General features: G+C 68.4%; 17 protein-coding genes. 8 read left to right on the top strand and 9 right to left on the bottom strand.

Annotated elements, in window-relative coordinates; genetic code table 11:
* Positions 1–122: 122 nt before the first annotated feature.
* The 7 genes from ACT54R_RS02800 to ACT54R_RS02770 form a co-directional block, all read right to left on the bottom strand.
* On the bottom strand, positions 123–1,172 hold the full coding sequence (locus ACT54R_RS02800) for a phenylacetaldoxime dehydratase family protein (RefSeq protein ID WP_476323330.1): 1,050 nt from the start codon (positions 1,170–1,172) through the stop codon (positions 123–125).
* A 31-nt stretch (positions 1,173–1,203) separates the two neighbouring features.
* Positions 1,204–1,950: an ABC transporter ATP-binding protein gene (locus tag ACT54R_RS02795; RefSeq protein WP_476323327.1), complete on the bottom strand. Its 747-nt coding sequence runs from the start codon at positions 1,948–1,950 to the stop codon at positions 1,204–1,206.
* The gene (locus ACT54R_RS02790) at positions 1,947–2,723 is read right to left on the bottom strand and encodes an ABC transporter ATP-binding protein (protein ID WP_476323324.1); all 777 of its coding nucleotides are present in this window, start codon (positions 2,721–2,723) and stop codon (positions 1,947–1,949) included. Before ACT54R_RS02790 ends, ACT54R_RS02795 begins: the two co-directional genes overlap by 4 nt.
* On the bottom strand, positions 2,720–3,913 hold the full coding sequence (locus ACT54R_RS02785) for a branched-chain amino acid ABC transporter permease (protein WP_476323321.1): 1,194 nt from the start codon (positions 3,911–3,913) through the stop codon (positions 2,720–2,722). The genes ACT54R_RS02790 and ACT54R_RS02785 overlap by 4 nt, the downstream gene beginning before the upstream one ends.
* A 7-nt stretch (positions 3,914–3,920) precedes the next feature.
* Positions 3,921–4,841 carry a branched-chain amino acid ABC transporter permease gene (locus ACT54R_RS02780; RefSeq protein WP_476323318.1) on the bottom strand — a complete coding sequence of 307 codons (921 nt, stop codon included), beginning with the start codon at positions 4,839–4,841 and terminating at the stop codon, positions 3,921–3,923.
* A 243-nt stretch (positions 4,842–5,084) separates the two neighbouring features.
* A complete protein-coding gene (locus tag ACT54R_RS02775) occupies positions 5,085–6,278 on the bottom strand; it encodes a branched-chain amino acid ABC transporter substrate-binding protein (RefSeq protein WP_476323315.1) in 1,194 nt (397 codons plus the stop codon).
* A gap of 78 nt (positions 6,279–6,356) precedes the next feature.
* Positions 6,357–7,415, bottom strand: a complete 1,059-nt coding sequence (locus ACT54R_RS02770) for a carbon-nitrogen hydrolase family protein (RefSeq protein WP_476323312.1) — start codon at positions 7,413–7,415, stop codon at positions 6,357–6,359.
* A gap of 447 nt (positions 7,416–7,862) precedes the next feature.
* Between ACT54R_RS02770 and ACT54R_RS02765 the strand changes: the two genes are divergently transcribed.
* The 8 genes from ACT54R_RS02765 to ACT54R_RS02730 all read left to right on the top strand — a co-directional run bounded on the left by ACT54R_RS02765 (position 7,863) and on the right by ACT54R_RS02730 (position 14,529).
* Positions 7,863–8,408: a sigma-70 family RNA polymerase sigma factor gene (locus ACT54R_RS02765; protein WP_476323309.1), complete on the top strand. Its 546-nt coding sequence runs from the start codon at positions 7,863–7,865 to the stop codon at positions 8,406–8,408.
* Positions 8,409–8,417: 9 nt separating this feature from the next.
* Entirely contained in the window at positions 8,418–9,053 is a 636-nt protein-coding gene (locus ACT54R_RS02760; protein ID WP_476323306.1) for an NrsF family protein, read from the top strand.
* 182 nt (positions 9,054–9,235) lie between these two features.
* Positions 9,236–10,531 carry a hypothetical protein gene (locus tag ACT54R_RS02755; protein WP_476323303.1) on the top strand — a complete coding sequence of 432 codons (1,296 nt, stop codon included), beginning with the start codon at positions 9,236–9,238 and terminating at the stop codon, positions 10,529–10,531.
* A gap of 73 nt (positions 10,532–10,604) precedes the next feature.
* On the top strand, positions 10,605–11,585 hold the full coding sequence (locus tag ACT54R_RS02750; protein WP_476323301.1) for an amidohydrolase family protein: 981 nt from the start codon (positions 10,605–10,607) through the stop codon (positions 11,583–11,585).
* Positions 11,586–11,847: 262 nt separating this feature from the next.
* Positions 11,848–12,273: a hypothetical protein gene (locus ACT54R_RS02745; RefSeq protein WP_476323298.1), complete on the top strand. Its 426-nt coding sequence runs from the start codon at positions 11,848–11,850 to the stop codon at positions 12,271–12,273.
* 46 nt (positions 12,274–12,319) lie between these two features.
* Positions 12,320–13,231 (top strand): hypothetical protein, encoded by a 912-nt coding sequence (locus tag ACT54R_RS02740; protein ID WP_476323295.1) that lies wholly within the window; start codon positions 12,320–12,322, stop codon positions 13,229–13,231.
* A gap of 24 nt (positions 13,232–13,255) precedes the next feature.
* Positions 13,256–13,621 carry a copper homeostasis periplasmic binding protein CopC gene (copC, locus tag ACT54R_RS02735; RefSeq protein ID WP_476323292.1) on the top strand — a complete coding sequence of 122 codons (366 nt, stop codon included), beginning with the start codon at positions 13,256–13,258 and terminating at the stop codon, positions 13,619–13,621.
* A complete protein-coding gene (locus tag ACT54R_RS02730) occupies positions 13,621–14,529 on the top strand; it encodes a CopD family protein (RefSeq protein WP_476323289.1) in 909 nt (302 codons plus the stop codon). Before copC ends, ACT54R_RS02730 begins: the two co-directional genes overlap by 1 nt.
* 173 nt (positions 14,530–14,702) lie before the next feature.
* Here ACT54R_RS02730 and ACT54R_RS02725 read toward each other — a convergent pair whose 3' ends face one another.
* Positions 14,703–15,392, bottom strand: coding sequence for a response regulator transcription factor (locus ACT54R_RS02725; protein WP_476323286.1), 690 nt, complete (start codon positions 15,390–15,392; stop codon positions 14,703–14,705).
* Complete coding sequence (locus tag ACT54R_RS02720; RefSeq protein ID WP_476323283.1) at positions 15,389–18,094, bottom strand: DUF4118 domain-containing protein; 2,706 nt, start codon at positions 18,092–18,094, stop codon at positions 15,389–15,391. Before ACT54R_RS02720 ends, ACT54R_RS02725 begins: the two co-directional genes overlap by 4 nt.
* Positions 18,095–18,125 lie beyond the last annotated feature (31 nt).

The raw sequence follows: 18,125 nt of genomic DNA, 5'->3' as shown, positions 1-18,125 counted from the left end.
CACGCGAACACCGGGCCAATCACCACCATGGGTCCTCCGGTCAAGCCGGAGGACGACGGGCAGGAAGGACCGGCGTCGCAGTCGAGGTGGATCGCGGTGAGGGGATTTCCGCCCACGCGCCCCTACACCCGCTCCCCCGGCAAAAAGCCCAGCAGCCCCGTCCCCGGCGCGCAGTTCACGTACTCGAACTGGTGCGTGTCGCCCTCGGGCAGCACGAACACCTCGTGCCAGGTGCGCAGCTGGTTGGCCTTGCCGTATTTGCGATAGCGGGCGATGGCGGCGGAGAAGATTGCTTCGTGGGTGGGGTGGTGCTCGGCCCAGTTTTCCAGATGGCCGAGGGAGAGGAAGTAGCCGAGCGCATGGGTTTCCAGCACAGGCTCGCCGGCGGCATCGCAGGTTTGCTGGAAGCGCAGGGAGGCGCAGCCGGAGGCTTCGCCGTTTTCTTTCAGGAAGTCCATGCCCTTGAGCAGCGGCTCGCGCAGCTCGCGCATATAGTTGTCCGCCTGCTCGGGATCGCAGCGGCCCCAGAAGGCGGCGGAGCGGATGACCGCGAAGTTGTGCGGAATGTCGAGGCGCCAGCGCGAGCCCTTCGTCTCCCGCTCCACCGGCACGAGCGCGGCAACGGGGCTCTCAAGCGTGTCGGCGGCGGCGAGCGGGATGCGGTCGCGCATGGCGCCGTAATAGCCGCACCACGGGGTGGGATAGAGCGCCACGTCCGGCGCGGCGGAGAGGCCGCCGGCATAATCCTGCCAGTAGATGCTCTCCTGCCGCTCCACCGGCACGGTCATGCTCTCGCGGAAATAGCCGGTGGGCTCGGTGAGGCGGGCGGCGTCGTCCCACCAGCCGGCGACCGTGGGGTGGGCGAGGAAACGGTCGCGCTTTTCTTCGTCCAGCCAGTAGGCGGCGACGATGTGGGTATAAAGCCCGTTCTGGTCCACGAAGGCGGCATGGTCGCTGACGGTGGGGCCATCCGGCAGCGCCAGCGCCTTTTCGATCCAGCCGAAGAAGGGGGAGGCCTGCACCTCCTCCGCGCTCCGCCCCTGCACGCCATGGAAGGCGACGCAGAGCGCGCGGCAATTGTTGGCGAAGGCGGTGGACCAGCGCTGCACCACCGGCTCGAAGCCCTTCGGCTTGCGCAGGGGGTGGACGCGGTCATAGACGGGCATGGCCATGGGGTATCGTCCCGAAATTGTTGTTGGTTGTTCAGTGAACGCCGAAATACGCCTTGTGCAGCTCGCCATCCGCCGCGAGCGCGGCGCTGGTGCCGGAGGCGACGACGCGGCCCTGCGCCAGCACATAGCCGTCGTCCGCCACGTCCAGCGTCTGGCGCACGTTCTGCTCCACGAGGAGGATGGTGTAGCCCTCCTCCTTCAGCTGCCGCACGATGCGGAACACCTCCGAGACGAACAGCGGCGACAGGCCGAGGGAGGGCTCGTCGAACACGATCAGCTCGGGGTCCGTCATCAGCCCGCGGGCGATGGAGAGCATGGAGCGCTCGCCGCCGGAGAGGGTGCCGGCGAGCTGGTTGCGCCGTTCCCTCAGGCGCGGGAAGGTCTCGAACATCCGCTCCATGCGCGCGGCGAGGCGGTGGCGGTCCTTCTCCAGAAGGCCGCCGACCTTGAGGTTTTCCAGCACGCTCATGCGCGGCAGCACGCGGTTGCCTTCCGGCACGGTGGCGATGCCGAGGGCGGCGATGCGGTGGGTGGCGAGGTTGGTGATGGTGTCGCCGCCGAACGCCACCGATCCCCGCCGCACCGGCGTCAGCCCGAGGATGGAGCGGATGAGTGTGGATTTGCCCGCCCCGTTGGCACCGAGGATGCAGGTGATGCGGCCGGGCTTCGCCTCGATGGAAACGTCGTGGAGCACGTCCGCCCGGTCATAGCCGGTGGTGACGCCGGAGACGGAAAGGCGGCGGGAGGCTTCAGGACGGGAGGCTGCGGGCCGGCTCATTGGGCGCCTCCCAGATAAGCGGTCTGCACCTCGCGGTCGGCGATGAGGGCGTCGAACGGCCCCTCGAAGATCTTCTTGCCGAAGTTCAGCACCACGCAGCGGTCCGAGATGCGGCGGATCACGTCCATCTCATGCTCCACGAGGACGATGGCGAGGTCCGGCATCTCCTCCCGGAAGGCGAGGAGGTCGTCCATCAGAGCCCGCGTCTCCTCATGGGTCATGCCGGCGGAGGGCTCGTCCAGCAGCAGCAGGCGCGGCGCGCCGACGAGGGCGCGGCAGATCTCGATGCGCCGCCGGTCGATCATGGTGAAGCTGCCAGCCGGCTTGAACAGGTTCGCCGCGATCTGCGGATTGAAGCGGCGGGTGAGGGCGGTCGCCCGCTCGACCAGCTCGGACAGCTGGCGACGGAAGCGGCTGCGCAGCACGAGGGCGGAGAGGAGGCTGAGGTCGAGCCGCCCGAGTGCGCCCAGCGCGATGTTGTCGAACACCGTCTGGTCCAGCATCAGGCGCGAGCGCTGGAAGGTGCGGGCGACGCCGGCCCGCCCGATCTCCTGGGCCGAGCGGGCGAAGAGGTCCTGCGCCTCCAACTGCACGGCGCCGGCGGAGGGCTTGTAGAGGCCGGTGAGCACGTTGAAGAAGGTGGTCTTCCCCGAACCGTTGGGGCCGACGAGGCCGATGGTCTCGCCCTTCCCCACGCTGATGTCGAGGGCGTCGAGCGCGGTGAGGCCACCGAAGCGCATGGTGAGGCCGGAGCAGGCGAGCAGGGCACTCATCGCGCGCCTCCCTTCAGCAGTGCGGAGAAATCGCGCGCCGCGCGCGGCATGAGGCCAGAGGGGCGGAAGCGCAGGATGGCGATGACCAGCAGGGCGAAGATGACGAGGCGGAATTCCTGGATCGCCTGCAATTTCTCCGGAATGACGAGGATGACCACCGCGGCCACCACCGCGCCCCACAGATTGCCGAGCCCACCCAGCACGAGGATGGACAGCATGATGAGGCTGTCGCCGAAATTGGCGCTGTTGGGGTTCACGAAGCCGTTCATCATGCCGTAGAGCGCGCCGGCGACGCCGATCATCGCATTGCCGAGCAGGAAGGCGGTGGCCTTCCAGCGGGCGATGGAGAGGCCGAATACGCTGGCCGCCACTTCGTCCGAGCGCACCGCGTCGAGCGCCACGCCCACGAAGGAATTTTCCAGCCGCCGCACCAGGAAGAAGGCGAGGGCGAACAGGGCGCAGGAGGCGAGCGCATAGGGCAGATAGAAGGAGACGTCGTAAGGCCCGATCTCGGTGACGCGGCTGAAATCCAGGCCGAACACCGAGAAGGATTTCACCTTCATGCCCTGCGGGCCGCCCAGCACGTCGTTCACCTCCAGAAAGGCACGCAGCAACAGGCCGAAGGCGATGGTGACGAGGGCGGCATAATGGCCGCGCGTGCGCAGCACCGGCAGCAGCAGGACGAGCCCGAGCACCGCCGCCGCGAGCCCCGCGATGACGAGGACGAGGAGATGGGGGATTCCCGTGCTCCCCAGCAGCGCCGCCACATAGGCGCCCACGGCGAAAAAGGCCGCACCGGCGAAATTGGGCACGCCGGCGAATGCCATCTGCAGGGTGAGGCCCGCCGCGGCGGTGGCGAAGAGGGCGACCGTCGCCATCATCAGCAGGGTGTAGTGCTCCTCGCGCAGCACGGCGGCGATGGCGAGGATGCTGAGGGCGGCGGTGAGGTTCACGGTGCCGGGATGGGCGCGGCACAGGCCGGTGATGCGGCGCCCGGCGGGTACCTTCTCCGCGAGCGCGAAGACCGCGACGAAGGCGGCGAGCAGCGCGATCACCTGGCCCTGCTGTTCGGCATGGAGCAGGAAGCCGCCACCGGCGAACAGGAGGGCCACGGTGGCGGCCACGGCAAGGCGCGCAAGACCGCCGGTGCGGGCCGTCTCGGCTGGAACAGAGGGGGCAATTTCCGCCATGCTCATCTCACACCCGCTCGCTGGATTTCTCGGCGATGAGGCCGGTGGGGAAGAGGCCGATGAGGGCGATGATGACGGCGAAGGCCACCACGTCCTTGTAGGCGCTGGTGAAGGGCAGGACGACGGTGACGAGGGTCTGCACGCCCGCGAACAGGAAGCCGCCGATGATCGGCCCGATGAGGCTGCCGAGCCCGCCCACCACGGCGCAGGCGAAGCCGATGATGCCGAGCATCACGCCCATGTTGAAGTTGATCTCCCGGTAGTAGAGCCCGAGCATCAGCCCCGCGAGGCCGGCGAGCATGGATCCCAGCGCAAAGGTGCCGAGCACGGTGCGGTTGAAGCTGACGCCCGCGAGCTGCGCCACCTCCTCGTCCTGCGCCACCGCGCGGATGGAGAGGCCGAGGCGGGTGCGGGTGATGATGAGGTGGGTGCCGAGCACCACGGCGAGGCCAGCGAGGAGGATGATGACGCTGTCCACGCCCACGCTGAACGATCCCGCCTTCAGCACCCCGTCCGGCAGCAGGGCCGGGAAGGGCTTGGGATTGCCGCCGTTGGGCACGCCGAGGCGGATGGCCTCGCGCAGCACGGTGCCGGCCATCAGCGTCGCAAGCAGCACGTTGACGCCGGGCGCGTTCTTGAGCGGCAGCACCAGCAGCCGGCCGATGATGACGCCCGAGAGCGCGCCCGCCCCCAGCGCCGCGATGAGCCCCACCGCCAGCGCCAGCGGGCCGGAGAGGCTGACGAGCCCGGCCATCAGCCCCGCCGCCCCGAAGGCGGAGAAGGCGCCGACGCTCACCACGTCGCCGTGGGAGAATTTGATCACGTCCAGCACGCCGAAGAACAGCGAGAAGCCGACCGCGACGATGGCGTAGATGGTGCCGAGCATCAGCCCGTTGAACAGGTACTGGGCGAGAAGTCCGGGGTCCATGGCGGGTCTCTCAAGGGGGAGCATGGCCGGCGCGCTGCAAGAAGGGCGCCGGGACGTGTTCAGATTTTTCCCGGCCGTCATGCCCCGGCTTGTCCGGGGCATCCACCGGGCCGATATCACCGCATCCGCAGAGCAGACGCCGGCCCATGCGGTGAAGTGGATCCCCCGGACAAGCCGGGGGATGACGGTGCGGGACGACGGGGAGCGGCCGTTATCCCTGGGCGGAGGTCGCCGCGAGGCCCATCAGTTGCTCGCTGCCTTGCCCGGCAGCTTCTTGCTGCCCGTCGCATAGGCACTGTCGGGCCAGTAGACCCACTTGCCGTCCTGCGAGACATAGACGTTGGCTGAGACGATGTTCTGCCGGTGGTCGTCGAAATTGATCTCGCCCACCAGCGCCTTGTAGCCCTTGGTGGTGTTGAGGATGTCGCGCACCTTCTTGCGGTCCGGGCCGACCTTCTCGATGGCGTCCATGATGAGGTTGGCGGCGGAGAAGGCGAACGGGCCGTAGGCGTCCGGGTCCTCGCGGTAGCCGGCCTTGGCATAGGCGTCCATGAAGGCCTTGCCGTCGGCATACTTGGTCAGCGGCGCGCCGTTGTGGAAGGAGACGGTGCCCTCGGCGGCAGGGCCGGCGCCCTCGATGAAGCCGGCGCTCATGATGCCGGAGACGCCCGCAAGCTGCGCCGGAATGCCGAGCCGGTCCATCTGCGAACGCACGCGCACGCCGAGCGGGGTGAGGCCGCCGATGAACACCACGTCCGGCTTCAGCTCCTTCGCCTTGGTCAGCTCGGCGGTGAAGTCCTGCTGGTCCGGCGGCACCGGGAAGGTGGCGAGAATCTCGCCGCCCTGGGGCTTGAGGTTTTCGGCGAAATACTTGTTCTGGCCCTTGCCGTAGTCGGTGGTGTCGTGGATCACGACGAAGGTCTTGAAGCCCTGCTTGGTGAGGAACTCCGCGGCCATCTTGCCTTCATTGATCATCGTGCCATTGACGCGGTGGATTTCCTTGTAGTCGTTGCCGTAGGTGATCTCCGGCAGCACCGCGCCCCACACCACCACCGGCAGGCCGAAGCGGTTGTAGGTGTCCACCGTGGCGATGGCCACCGCCGAGCAGTAATGGGTGATGCCGGCGATGATCGACTTGTCGGAGGCCGCCTTGGTGGCTACCTGCACGCCCACGTTGGGCTTGCACTCGTCGTCGAAGGGCACCAGCTCGTAGGTGTATTTGGCGTCCGGCTTGGCATTGTGCAGGTCCACGGCGAGCGCCGCGGAATTGCGGCCGCCGAGGCCGGTGGCGGAATTGCCGCCGGTGAGCGGGCCGATGAAGGCGATCTTCACCGTGTCGCGCGCCAGCGCGGGCGCCGTAGCCAGCGACAGCGCCGCGAGGGCCATACCCGCAAGATTGAACAGCTTTCGAGCCGGGAGCTTTCGATCCGTTGCCATGTGATGATCCTCTGGAAGGGTTTGTTCTGTTGAGGTCGTGCGGCGCCGGTCGTTGCCGGCTCCGGTGGAAGGGAAAATTCAGGCCGCGCCGTCGGCGAAGAGCACGTCCGCCGCGGGGTCGAGCGCCCCGTCCTCGGCCGCGCGGGCGATGGCCGCGCCCTCGGAGAAATAGGCCGGCTCGCGGGCGGAGCGATCCACCTCCAGGTGGAACACGTCGAAGCGGTTGTAATAGCCCACCACGTCGTGGAACTGCTTGGGCTCCACGCAGCGGGCGGTGTCGATCTCGGCGTAGAGGATGCCCTCGTGCTCGCCCAGCACCTCGCCCACCACCTGCGAGGTGGGATCGAGCACCATGGAGATGCCGCGCGGGGAATTGTCCATCACGTCGAGGCTCGCCTTGCCCATGCTGCCCATGGCCTCGCGCATGGCGGCGTCGACGAAGCCGGAGGCGACGATGTTGAACACCTTGGCCTCGAAGGCATGGGCGCCGGCGCGGATCTCGATGGCGCGCTTCAGATCATAGGCGCCATCCTCCTCGGGGGGACGGGTCGGCCAGATCGGCGGATAGGAGGAGATGTGCACCTGCTCTCCTTGCGCCATCAGGGCATAGCGCGCGAGGGGATTGGTGTTCTCTCCGCAGATCAGCATGCCGACCCGGCCGATCTCTGTGGACGTGACGCGCAGGCCGCGCGCGTCGCCGTTCGCCCACACCAGCTTCTCGTAGAAGGTGGGGACGAGCTTCCGGTGGTGGTTGAGGATCGCGCCGTCCGGCCCGATCAGCACGTTGGAATTCCAGATGCAGCCGACGCTGGCGTCCGTGCCCTCGGTGAAGCCGAGGGAGACGTGGACGCCGTGCCGGCGCGCCGCCATGCGGATGGTGCGGATGGCGCCGTCCGAGAGCTTCTGCGCCTGCGCCACCAGCGCGCGGAAGAAGCCGTGATTGTAGATGGGCGCCTGCAGCGCCGCCCACACCGGAAAGCCGGGCAGGAAGGATTCCGGGAACACCACCAGCGACGCGCCGTTGCCGGCGGCCTCGGCGATGAGGTCGCAGGCCTTCTCGGCGGTCTTGTCCGCATCCAGGAAGACGGACGAGGCGTGGCAGGCGGCGGCCTTGAAGCGGGGATATTGGACGGTCATCGGGCTCTTCTGCCAACGGGACGGTGGGGTTCGCCGGCTCATGATGGCGAGGGCGAGCGTGCGCGGAAGGGCGCAAATGTGCAGGGGGGCTTGCGCATATTCCTATGGGGCAGGTGCAAGTGGGCTAACCGGGCCAGCGACGGGGCCGCTCTGCCTCGACAGGGCGCAATTGCCCGGCTTCGCGCCGCCTGTAGATGAGGCGCAGTGCGCAAATGGTGGCCTTCGGGCCGATCGCCGCCCGCTTTGCGCACCGCGCCTTGCACGATTTCCGATGGCGCGGCGACGTTCGGGAGCGGCCAAATTCCCCGGCGCGGCCAAGCGCCCCGCCTTCGCCCATTGCCTTGCGGGACGCGGCGAAGAATGATCCTCGCGAAAAATGCGTGCGTCGCCGGTCCGGGCTGTAACGTTCGGGCGGGCGCGTGCGAACTGACCTTCGGGAACGTGTAGATGGACGACCGCGAGCTGCGGTGGGCGCAATTGATGCGGAGCGCGCTTGCCGGCGAGGGCGCGGCCTATGAGCAATTGCTGCGCGAGCTGGCGCCGGCGCTGCGCACTGTGGTCCAGCGCCGCCTCGTCCGCCTCGGCGCGCCCACGGCGGAGACGGAGGACGTGGTGCAGGAGACGCTGCTGGCTGTGCATCTGAAGCGCCACACCTGGCGCACGGAGGATCCGCTCGGGCCCTGGCTATGGACCATCGCCCGCAACAAGATGGTGGACCATCTGCGCCGGCGGGGACGGCGGGTGGAGGTGCCGGTGGAGGACTTCGCCGAGTTCCTTCCGGCGCCTGAAGAACGGCCGGATACCGGGGCTGCGGACGTGGAGCGCCACCTCGCTTTGCTGCCGCAGAAGCAGCAGGCTGTGCTGCGCTCGGTGGCGGTAGAGGGCGCCTCCGTCGCCGAGACGGCGGAGCGGATGCGGATGACGCCGGGCGCGGTGCGGGTGGCGCTGCACCGGGCCTTTGCGAGCCTGTCGGCCCGCCTGCGGGAGGAGTGAAGGACAAACGTGAAGACGGATGACCTCATACGCGCGCTCGCCGCCGATGCGCGGCCGGTGCGCAGCCTTTGGAGCACGCTGGCGCTCGCGCTCGTCCTGGGCGTGGTGGCGTCGGCATGCGTGTTCGCGTGGCTGCTGGCGCCGCGCCCGCACCTGCTGGCCCTCATGACGGACTGGCGCCTCGTCTTCAAGTTCGCCGTGACGCTGTCGCTCGCCGCGTCGGCCGTGCTGCTGGGGATGCGCCTGTCGCAGCCCGGCGCGCCGGCGGCGTGGGCCGCACGGGCGCTGTGGGTGCCGGCCCTGGTGCTCGCGGCCGGTGTTGCGGCCGAACTTTTATTGACGCCCGCGAGCCAGTGGCGGCCCGAACTGGTCGGCCGCTACGCCATCTATTGCACGACCCTCATCCCCATGATCGCCGCCCCGGCCCTGGGCGCGCTCCTCCTCGCCCTGCGGCACGGCGCGCCGACCCGCCCGACGCTCGCCGGCGCTGCCGCGGGCCTCGCCGCGGGGGGCATCGGCGCCGCCCTCTACGCGCTCCATTGCGTGGACGATTCCCCGCTGTTCGTCCTCGCCTGGTACAGCATCGCGGTGGCGGTGGTGACGATGGTGGGCGCGCTGGTGGGTCGCCGGCTGCTGCGCTGGTAAGTGTTGCGTGTCCGCATCGGGCCGCTGCTTTCGGGCGATGGAGGCTGAACTGGCCACGCCGCACTGTTGCCCTTTGGTCGCTTGCGGGCTCCGTCTTTCGTCTGCCGTTCCGTCACGGCCTAGACCCGGCCACCGCGCTTCGCTACCCCTAATTGCAACTCTGGTCAGGGAGAGTTGCGGTCATGGCGGCAAAGGCGAAAACCGGCTTCAGCGGGCTCGATAAGAGCAAGACGCTGGCCGAGAACACGGTGAATGCGGGTCCGGTGGCGCTGGATTCGAATGTGACGTTTACATCCTCTTCGCCTTACGTAAACTATAGGGATAAGGTGTTTTCTGTTGAAATTTCAAATCGGACTGGGGAAGATCATCTGTCTATCAGTAACATAGGGGGTATAACTGTTGTCGGTGGGATGGATGACCAATTATACGCGAATATATATTATAATGGCCATTTGTTAGGTAATGTTTGGTCGAATGCGAACGGTTCTCTCCTCGTCGAACTGGCGTGGAACGCGACAGGAGATGGCATAGGAGCCCTTGCCCGCGCCATCAGCTATTCCTATTCCGGCGATGCGCCGCCGACCTCGGCGAGGGCGATCACGTACAAGGTCAACGATTCCTCCGACACGCTCAGCACTGCCACCATGCAGCTCAAGCTGAAGCCCGAGAACGACGCGCCCGTCTTCTCCGGCCTCGATGCCCAGTCGGTCCATGACGCACCACACGCCGCAGCGGGCGTCGTCATCGACGCCGACGTCCATGTGGCCAATCCCGATCTGACCGGCTTCAGAGGCGGCAAGCTCGCGGTCCATCTCGCCGGCGCGACGGCGACCGACCAGCTTTATCTGTCGGACGGGCATTTCAGCATCACTGGCAAGAAGCTCTATCTCGATGGCAAGCAGGTCGGCACGGTCTCGGCCGATGGACACAACGGGCACGACCTCGCCTTCACCTTCTCCGCCGCCATTTCCGATGCGCAGGCAAGCCAGCTCGCCGAGCAGGTCTCCTATCGCTCCACCGCCGCGTCCGCTCCGGACGGCGCGCGGGACGTGACCTTCACCGTCACGGACGCAGAGAAGAGTGCGACCAGCGCCCATACCGCCCTGGTTTTCCAGGCGGATGCGCCCATGCTCCTGTCCGCCAGCGTGGCCACACCCGATGCCTTCGCCGCCCTGAAGGCAGCTTTCCCCGGCGAGCCCGACGAACTCGGCCAGCTGTTCGGCACCCTGGAAGCGCGGGCAGCGGGGTTGCTGGAGGCGACGTCGGGTGGCCACGGACCGCATTCGGGGAACACCCTGTCCGGCCTCCATCTGCCCGTGGCGCTGGCCGATGCGCTCGATGCCATCGCAGGGACCGTCCCGGACCACGCGACCCACCCGGCGCCGCTGCAGGGCCTGTCCGATCACGCCGCCGCGCTGGCGGCGCATGTGCAGGAGGCGCTTCACCCGCTCCACGTCGGCCACGACGCGCTCATCTGAGCCGCCCCAGCGCTTGCCAGGGCAGGGGGCGCCGTGCCCATCTAGGGCGCGGCCATGGCGCAGGGAGCGGGCGATGACGGACGTTGGCGGCCGGGTGGGGACGCGAGCGGCGGGTGGCATCGATCGGCGCAGCGTGCTGAAGGGCGCGGCGGCGCTGGCGGTGGCCGGCGGCATGGGCGCACCCGCGAAGGCGGCATCCGGCGGGCTCATCGATGCGCACAGCCACAGCTGGGGCGGGGACATCGCGCGCTATCCCATGGTGCGCGGCCAGACGGCGAAGGACCGCGATCCGACGGACTACAGCATCGACACCCTGCTGGCGCGGGAGGCGCAGATCGGGGTCACGCGCGTGGTGCTGGTCCAGCATATCGGCTATTTCGGCTACGACAGCAGCTATCTCACCGATGCCGCAGCGGCTCACCCCGGCACCTTCGCCGTGGTGGGGGCGGTGGACGACAGCCGGCCCGACGCGATCGATCACATGGCCGAGGCAAAGGCGCGGGGCGTGAAGGGCTTCCGCCTGCGCGGCGTGAACACGGAGCGCTGGCTGACCTCGCCAGTGATGCATGCCCTCTGGTCCATCGCGGCGGCGGAAAATCTGGTGATTTGCCCGCTCCTGCGCGACAGTCCCGACATGAGCGACGACGCGCTGCTGCACATGGCCGAGTTGTGCCAGCGCTACCCGAAAACGTCTGTCTGCCTCGACCACATGGCGCATGTGATGCCGGGCGACGAGGTCCAACTGGGCCGGCTTGTGGACCTCGCCCAATTCCCGAATGTGACAGTGAAGATTTCCGGCTTGAACAAGTTTGACAAGCCACCTTACGTCCGGGTCATTCCGCAGTTCCTCGCGCTACTCGCCGCGTTCGGGCCGGAGCGGCTGATGTGGGGCAGCGACATGCCGGTGCTGGAGCGCGATCCGCCGAACACGCTGGCCACCGCCTTCGCCTTCGCCGCCACCTACGATTTCGCCCTCCGAAGCCCCATGCTGGACGACAAGCAGCGAGATTGGCTGCTGCGCGGTACAGCTGAACGGGTCTTTTTCGGAGGTTAGGGCGAGGTGCCTGCGCTCAGAAGTTGCGTGGCGAGGGAATAATTTAGTTTTACCCGACGGTATTCCCAATTTTTCCCTGGTATTTCGCCGCTTGTCGCAAGACGAAACGGGACGTTGGTTGCGCGGTGCTCGTCATCGCTGGTAGTCTTGCGACCTTCGGAAACGAACACACGCAGTACGGGATCAAGCTCGGATGGGGGGCGGGGGAGGCAGCAAGGCGCGGGGAGGCGCGGCCGGATCAGCCGGACGCGCGCACGCGGGTTTGCGCCTTGCGGTCGTGCCGCGCCTGCCCGTTATCCTGCGCCTGCTCTTCGCCATGCTGCTGCTGGTCAACGGCATCGCCGCCTTCGTGCAGGCGGGCAATGCCGCCGGACTCAGGTGGAATGCGGTGCAGGTCGAAGGGCTGGTTGCCGCCGGCCTCCTGTGCGAGCACGAAAGCGGGCAGGCCGGCCCTTCGGCTCCCGATCAATCCCCGTCGCATCCCTGTTGCGCGGATTGCATCGCCTGTCCCTGCGCGGACGGCATGCTGGCGCCGCCGCCTGCTGCCGTCGCGCTCATGGCCGCGGGCGGATTTCACCTCGCGCGTGCGGATCTTCCCGCCGCGCAGCTCGCCACACAGCTTCCCTTCAAGCGCGGGCCGCCGCCGCGCGCACCGCCCTTCCTCGTGAACGCCATCACGGCTGCCTGAACCCGCGCGCTCGCCCGCGCCTTCGGTTTCTCACGAGGATTCTTTCATGACCAGGCTTCACGGGGCCGTCAGCCTTTGCGCGCTGACCGGCCTTCTTCTCGCTGCGCATCCCCCGTCCGCCAGCGCCCATGGCATCGCGGGCGACCGCGTGTTCCCGGCGACGCTCACCTTCGACGATCCGGCCGTGGCCGACGAGCTCGCGCTGCCCACCGTGCAATATCTGAAGGATGGCGACGGGGTCAGCGGCACCGGCTATTCGTTCGAATATGCCAAGACCATCACCCCGTGGCTGGGCGTCTCCATCGGCAGCGGCTGGCTGCAGAACAGCCCCGGCCATTCGGGCTTCGACAATATCGAGACGACGCTGAAGGCGATGCTCCTCAACAATGCGGAGCACGAATTCATCTTCTCGGTGGGCCTCAGCATCGAGTGGGGCGGCACCGGCAATTCCAAGGTGGTGGACACCTACACCACCGTGTCTCCCAACCTCTATTTCGGCAAGGGCTTCGGCGACCTGCCGGACAGCCTCGCCTTGCTGCGGCCCTTCGCCATCACCGGCCAGCTCGGCTACGGCCTGCCCACCCAGCTTACAGACCCGCTGACCTTTGAATCCAACCCGCGCGTGGTCACCTGGGGCCTGTCGCTGCAATACAGCCTGCCCTACCTCAATCAGAACGTGCGCGAGATGACCGGGCAGCCGGATTTCATCAAGCAGCTCACCCCCATCATCGAAGCGAGCTTCCAGTCGCCGGTCTCCAACATCGGCGACGGCGCGCGCATCACGACGGGCACCATCAGTCCCGGCGTCATCTGGTCCAACGGGGCGGTGCAGGTGGGGCTTGAGGCGCTGATCCCCATCAATGTCCAGAGCGGCAGCCATGTGGGTGTGATCGGCCAGCTGCACTTCTTCCTGGACGACATCTTCCCGAACGGCATCGGCAAGCCTCTCTTTCCCTGAGATCCCCTTTTCGCGAGACCCATCATGAAGCGCATCGCAACCTTCGCCGCCGCAGCGGCCCTCGGCCTCCTGTCCGCCACCGCCGCCTTCGCCCACGCACATCTGGAAAAGGCGGTGCCGGGCGTCGGCACCACCGTATCTGCCGGCCCCAGCGAGATCCGCCTCGTCTTCAGCGAGGCGGTGGAGCCCCGCTTTTCCTCCATCGTCGTGACCCGGGCGGATGGCGCCGCCGTGGCCTCGGGCGCGTCGGCGGATGGCGCCGATCCCAAGGCGCTGGTGCTGAAGCTGGGGCAGTCGCTGCCGGCCGGCGCCTACAAGGTGCAGTGGAAGATCGTCTCCGTGGACACCCACAAGACCGAGGGTAGCTTCGGCTTCCAGGTCGGCAAATAGTGGACGTGTTTCCCGTCATCCTCGTCGCGCGGTTTGCCCACTTCGCGGCGGGGCTGGTGCTGCTGGGGGCGCCACTGTTCGTTTTTTATGCCGTGCCGGCGTGGGCCGGGGCGGCGGGCGCCGTGGCGTCGCGGGCGGCCGAGCGGAAGGTTTTTCGTGCGCTGCCGGTCGCGCTTGTCTCCGCCCTCATCTGGGCGGGGGCAGCGCTGGTGGACATCATCGGCACGCCGACGAGCCTCGCCGACCCGAGCCTCGTCTCCGGCTTCCTGACGGGAACCGGCTTCGGCCGGGCGATGACCTTCCGCATTGTCGTGCTCGTCCTTGCCGTGCTCGCCTGCCTTGTCCTGCGCGGACGCAGACGGCTGGCGGCGGTCGCCGGGGCGGGGGCGGTGCTGATGGCGAGCGAAAGCCTCCTCGGCCATCCCGGCGCAGCCGAAGGCGCGCGGGCGGTCGCGCTGGTGGCGGTGCACGCCGTCCACGGCTTGGGCGCGGCCGTGTGGATCGGCGGGTTGCTGCCGCTTATCGTTTTGCTGGACCAATGGGCCAGGGCGCCGGATGACGCGGGCAAGGCGCCGGGCGCCGTGTTGCGGCGCTTCTCTTGCGTCGGCATCGGGGCGGTGCTGATGGTGGGCCTCGGCGGCGGGCTCGCCGCGATCCTGCATATCGAGACGGCGGCCGCGCTGCCGGGGACGATCTACGGGCGCATGGTTTTGCTGAAGGCGACGGTGTTCGCCGGCCTCGTCTGCCTCGCCTTGCGCAACCGGCATATCGCCCTGCGCCTCGCCCGCTCGGACGCACGGGGCGCGGACCTTGCCCGCATCGCAGCGAATAGCCGGCTGGAAGTGGCGCTGGCGCTCGTCGCCGTCTTCCTCGCGGCGCTGCTGGGCATGAGCGACCCGCAGCTTTAAGGGCTGTCAGGACCGATTGCTTCTCTAAGCCATCTTCATCATCGGCACTGTCATGCCCCGGCTTGTCCGGGGCATCCACGCCGCAGTTTGCTGCATGTCTCCATCCTGAAAGCCGTCCTGGCCGCACGGTGGATCCCCCGGACGAGCCGGGGGATGACACTGGAGGAAGATGCTCACTCCGGCTCGGCGAGGCGATAGCCGACGCCGGTCTCGGTGCGGATGTAGCGGGGCTTTTCGGGATTGTCCTCCAGCTTCTGCCGGAGCTGGCGGACATAGACGCGCAGATATTGCAGGTCCTGGCTGCCGCCCCACACCTGCGAGAGCAGATAATGGTGAGTGAGCACCTTGCCCGCGTGCTGCACCAGCACGCGCAATATGGCGTATTCCTTGGGCGAGAGCTTCACCTCCCGGTCCTTCACCTTCACGATCCGCCGCACCAGGTCCACCGAGAGGTCGCCCACCACGAAGAGCGGCTTCTCGCCCTGCTGCTGGAGGCGGTGGCGCAAGGCGACGCGGATGCGGGCCACCAGTTCGTTCATGCCGAACGGCTTGGTGACGTAATCGTCCGCCCCCGCCTCCAGCGCTTCCACGATGCCGGGCTCGTCGGTGCGGCTGGAGAGGATGATGATGGGGCAGGTCACGCCCGCCTCGCGCCAGCGGCGCAGCAGGTCGCGGCCGGGAATGTCGGGCAGGCCGAGGTCGAGGATGACGAGATCGGGCGCGTCGGCGCCCATCATCGCCAGCGCCTCGGCGCCGGTGGCGGCGCTCTCAACGCCGTAGCCCTGGGTCGGCAGGCCGGTGGCAAGCAGGCGGCGGATGGCCGGCTCGTCATCCACCACCAGGAGCTTCACCGGCGCGCTCATGGCGCCGCCTCGAGCAGAGGGGCGAGCGCCTGCGCGGGCACGGCAATGGTGAAGACGGCGCCGGCACGATCGGCCCGGTTGGCCACCGCGATGGTGCCGCCCATGGCCTCGATGAAGCCGCGGCAGATGGCAAGGCCGAGGCCCGTGCCCGCCCGCACCTGATCCTGCTTGCGGGCGCGGAAGAACTTGTCGAACACCTTGTCCACGTCGTCCGCCGGAATGCCCGGCCCCTCGTCCAGCACCTGCAGCGTCACATGTCCGGTCTCGGCCCAGCCGTGGAGGGAGACGAGGGAGCCGGCGGGTGCGTATTTCGCGGCATTGTCGAGGAGGTTGAACAGCGCCTGCTCGAACAGCACCGGATCGACGTTGACCATGGGCAGGTCCGGCGCAAGGTCGATTTCCACCCGGTGGTCCTTCAGGATGGAGGCCGCGCGCCGCATGGCGCTGCCGACGATCTCGGCGAGGTCGTTGGGCATGGCATTGGGCACGATGGCGCCGGATTCCAGCCGCGTCATGTCGAGCAGATTGGCGATGAAGCGGTTCAGGCGCAGCGCCTCCTCCTCAATGGTCGCCAGCATCTCGCCGCGCTGGTCCTCGCTGAGGGCGGCGGCGAAGCTCTTCAGCGTGCCCGCCGCGCCGAGGATGGAGGCGAGCGGCGTCTTCAGATCATGCGAGATGGAGGTGAGAAGGGCCGAGCGCAGCCGGTCGGTCTCGGCATCCAGCCGCGCCTTTTCCACGTCGGAAACGAGGTTCGCCCGCTCCACGGCGAGGGCCGCCTGATCGGCGAGGGCGTCGAGCAGGCGGCGTTCCTCGGGCGAGAGGGGCGAGCCCTCCTTGTCCTTGTCGATGCCCACCACGCCCACCGCCCCGCGCCCGGTGTGCATGGGCAGGAACAGGCGGCGCGCGCCGGGCAGCGTATCGGCGCCGCGGCCGGCAGGGCGGTTGTTCTCATAGGTCCAGTTGGCGGCGGCGAGGTCGGCAGCGTCGATGGCGTCCTCCGGGGGGTAGCCGGCCTTCACAGTGAGCGCGCCGTCCTCCGGCAGCAGCATCACCACGCGCACTCTCAGCATGGAGGCGATCTGGAAGGCGGTGGCCCAGAGCAAATCGTCGAGGCTCACCGCGCTCGCGAGCTTCTTGGAGAAGAGATAGAGGTCTTCCGTGGTCTTCGCCCGCGCCCGCGCGGCCAGTGCCTGCCCGCGCACCCGCGCCGTGAGATTGCTGGCGATGGCCGCCACCACCAGGAAGAAGAACAGCGCGATCACGTTTTCCGGATCGGCGATGGTGAAGGTGTAGAGCGGCGGGATGAAGAAGAAATTGAACGCCAGCATGGCGGCGAGCGAGGTCGCCAGCGCCGGCCACAGGCCCGAGCGCACCGCGCTGACCAGCACGGCGGTGAGGAAGACGAGGGCGACGTTCTGCAGCCCCAGCAGCCGTTGCAGGGCGAGGCCGACGAGGGTCGCGGCGGCGACGAGCAGCGCGCCTTCCGCATAGGCCCGCACCTCCCGCCGCACCGGCACGGGCGCGGCGGGGCGCGTGTCCCCCGCGGCCGGCTGCCCGGCATCGCCGGCGATCACATGCACCGAGATGTTGCCGGAGCGGCGCACGAGGTCATGCACCACCGAGCCGTGCAGGATCTCGAACCAGCGGGAGCGGTCCGACTTGCCGATGACGATCTGGGTGACGTTGGCGGACCGCGCATAGGCCAGCACGTCGTCGGCGATGTGCGCGCCGCCGGGCACGGTGACGGCCTCGGCCCCCAGCCGCTCGGCGAGGCGCAGCACCTCGGCGATGCGGTCACGCTCGGCGTCGCCGAGCTGGAAGCTGCGCTGGGTTTCCACATAGAGCGCCACCCACGGCGCGCGCAGGCGGTCGGCGAGGCGCTTGGAATAGCGCACCAGTGCCGCGCAGCGCTTGTCCTCGCTGATGCAGACCAGCACCCGCTCCCCCGCCGCCCAAGGGCCGGAGATGGCATGGGCGCGCATGTGGCTGAGCAATTGCTCGTCCACGCGCTGGGCGGTGCGGCGCAGGGCCAGCTCGCGCAAGGCGGTGAGGTTGCCGGGGGAGAAGTAATTGTCCACCGCGCGCCGGGCGGTGTCGGGCACATAGACCTTGCCGTCGTGCAGGCGCTGGATGAGATCGGTGGGGGTGATGTCGATCACCTCGATCTCGTCGGCGCGGTCGATGATGGCGTCGGGCACCGTCTCGCGCACGCGGATGCGGGTGATCTGCGCCACCACGTCGTTCAGGCTCTCCACATGCTGGATGTTCAGCGTGGAATAGACGTCGATGCCGGCGGCGAGCAGTTCCTCCACGTCCATGTAGCGCTTAGCGTGGCGGCTGTCGGGGGCGTTGGTGTGGGCCAGCTCGTCCACCAGCACGAGGTCGGGCTTGCGGGCGAGGATGGCGTCGAGGTCCATCTCCTCCAGCATCCGGCCCTTGTAGGGGGCCTTGCGGCGGGGGACGATCTCGAAGCCCTCCACCAGCGCCTGTGTTTCCTTGCGGCCGTGGGTCTCCACCACGCCGATCACCACGTCGGCGCCGTCGTTCAGGCGGGTGCGGCCGGAGGCGAGCATCTCGTAGGTCTTCCCGACGCCGGGTGCGGCGCCGAGGAAGATCTTCAACTGGCCACGGCTCTCCCGCTGCGCCTCCTTCAGGAGGGCGTCCGGCGAGGGGCGGTTGTCGCTCTCGCGCTCTTCGGGCATTGCCGTCTCCCGGCCGGGCCGCTCCGGCCCC

The sequence above is a fragment of the Xanthobacter sp. DMC47 genome, assembly GCF_056313845.1.
This window is presented reverse-complemented; position numbering and strand designations above follow the sequence as displayed.

Bases quoted from the DNA above. Each gene is read 5' to 3' on its own strand.
- ACT54R_RS02800 (WP_476323330.1), bottom strand. From the start codon at position 1,172: ATGGCCATGCCCGTCTATGACCGCGTCCACCCCCTGCGCAAGCCGAAG.
- ACT54R_RS02795 (WP_476323327.1), bottom strand. From the start codon at position 1,950: ATGAGCCGGCCCGCAGCCTCCCGTCCTGAAGCCTCCCGCCGCCTTTCC.
- ACT54R_RS02790 (WP_476323324.1), bottom strand. From the start codon at position 2,723: ATGAGTGCCCTGCTCGCCTGCTCCGGCCTCACCATGCGCTTCGGTGGC.
- ACT54R_RS02785 (WP_476323321.1), bottom strand. From the start codon at position 3,913: ATGGCGGAAATTGCCCCCTCTGTTCCAGCCGAGACGGCCCGCACCGGC.
- ACT54R_RS02780 (WP_476323318.1), bottom strand. From the start codon at position 4,841: ATGGACCCCGGACTTCTCGCCCAGTACCTGTTCAACGGGCTGATGCTC.
- ACT54R_RS02775 (WP_476323315.1), bottom strand. From the start codon at position 6,278: ATGGCAACGGATCGAAAGCTCCCGGCTCGAAAGCTGTTCAATCTTGCG.
- ACT54R_RS02770 (WP_476323312.1), bottom strand. From the start codon at position 7,415: ATGACCGTCCAATATCCCCGCTTCAAGGCCGCCGCCTGCCACGCCTCG.
- ACT54R_RS02765 (WP_476323309.1), top strand. From the start codon at position 7,863: ATGGACGACCGCGAGCTGCGGTGGGCGCAATTGATGCGGAGCGCGCTT.
- ACT54R_RS02755 (WP_476323303.1), top strand. From the start codon at position 9,236: ATGGCGGCAAAGGCGAAAACCGGCTTCAGCGGGCTCGATAAGAGCAAG.
- ACT54R_RS02750 (WP_476323301.1), top strand. From the start codon at position 10,605: ATGACGGACGTTGGCGGCCGGGTGGGGACGCGAGCGGCGGGTGGCATC.
- ACT54R_RS02740 (WP_476323295.1), top strand. From the start codon at position 12,320: ATGACCAGGCTTCACGGGGCCGTCAGCCTTTGCGCGCTGACCGGCCTT.
- copC (WP_476323292.1), top strand. From the start codon at position 13,256: ATGAAGCGCATCGCAACCTTCGCCGCCGCAGCGGCCCTCGGCCTCCTG.
- ACT54R_RS02725 (WP_476323286.1), bottom strand. From the start codon at position 15,392: ATGAGCGCGCCGGTGAAGCTCCTGGTGGTGGATGACGAGCCGGCCATC.
- ACT54R_RS02720 (WP_476323283.1), bottom strand. From the start codon at position 18,094: ATGCCCGAAGAGCGCGAGAGCGACAACCGCCCCTCGCCGGACGCCCTC.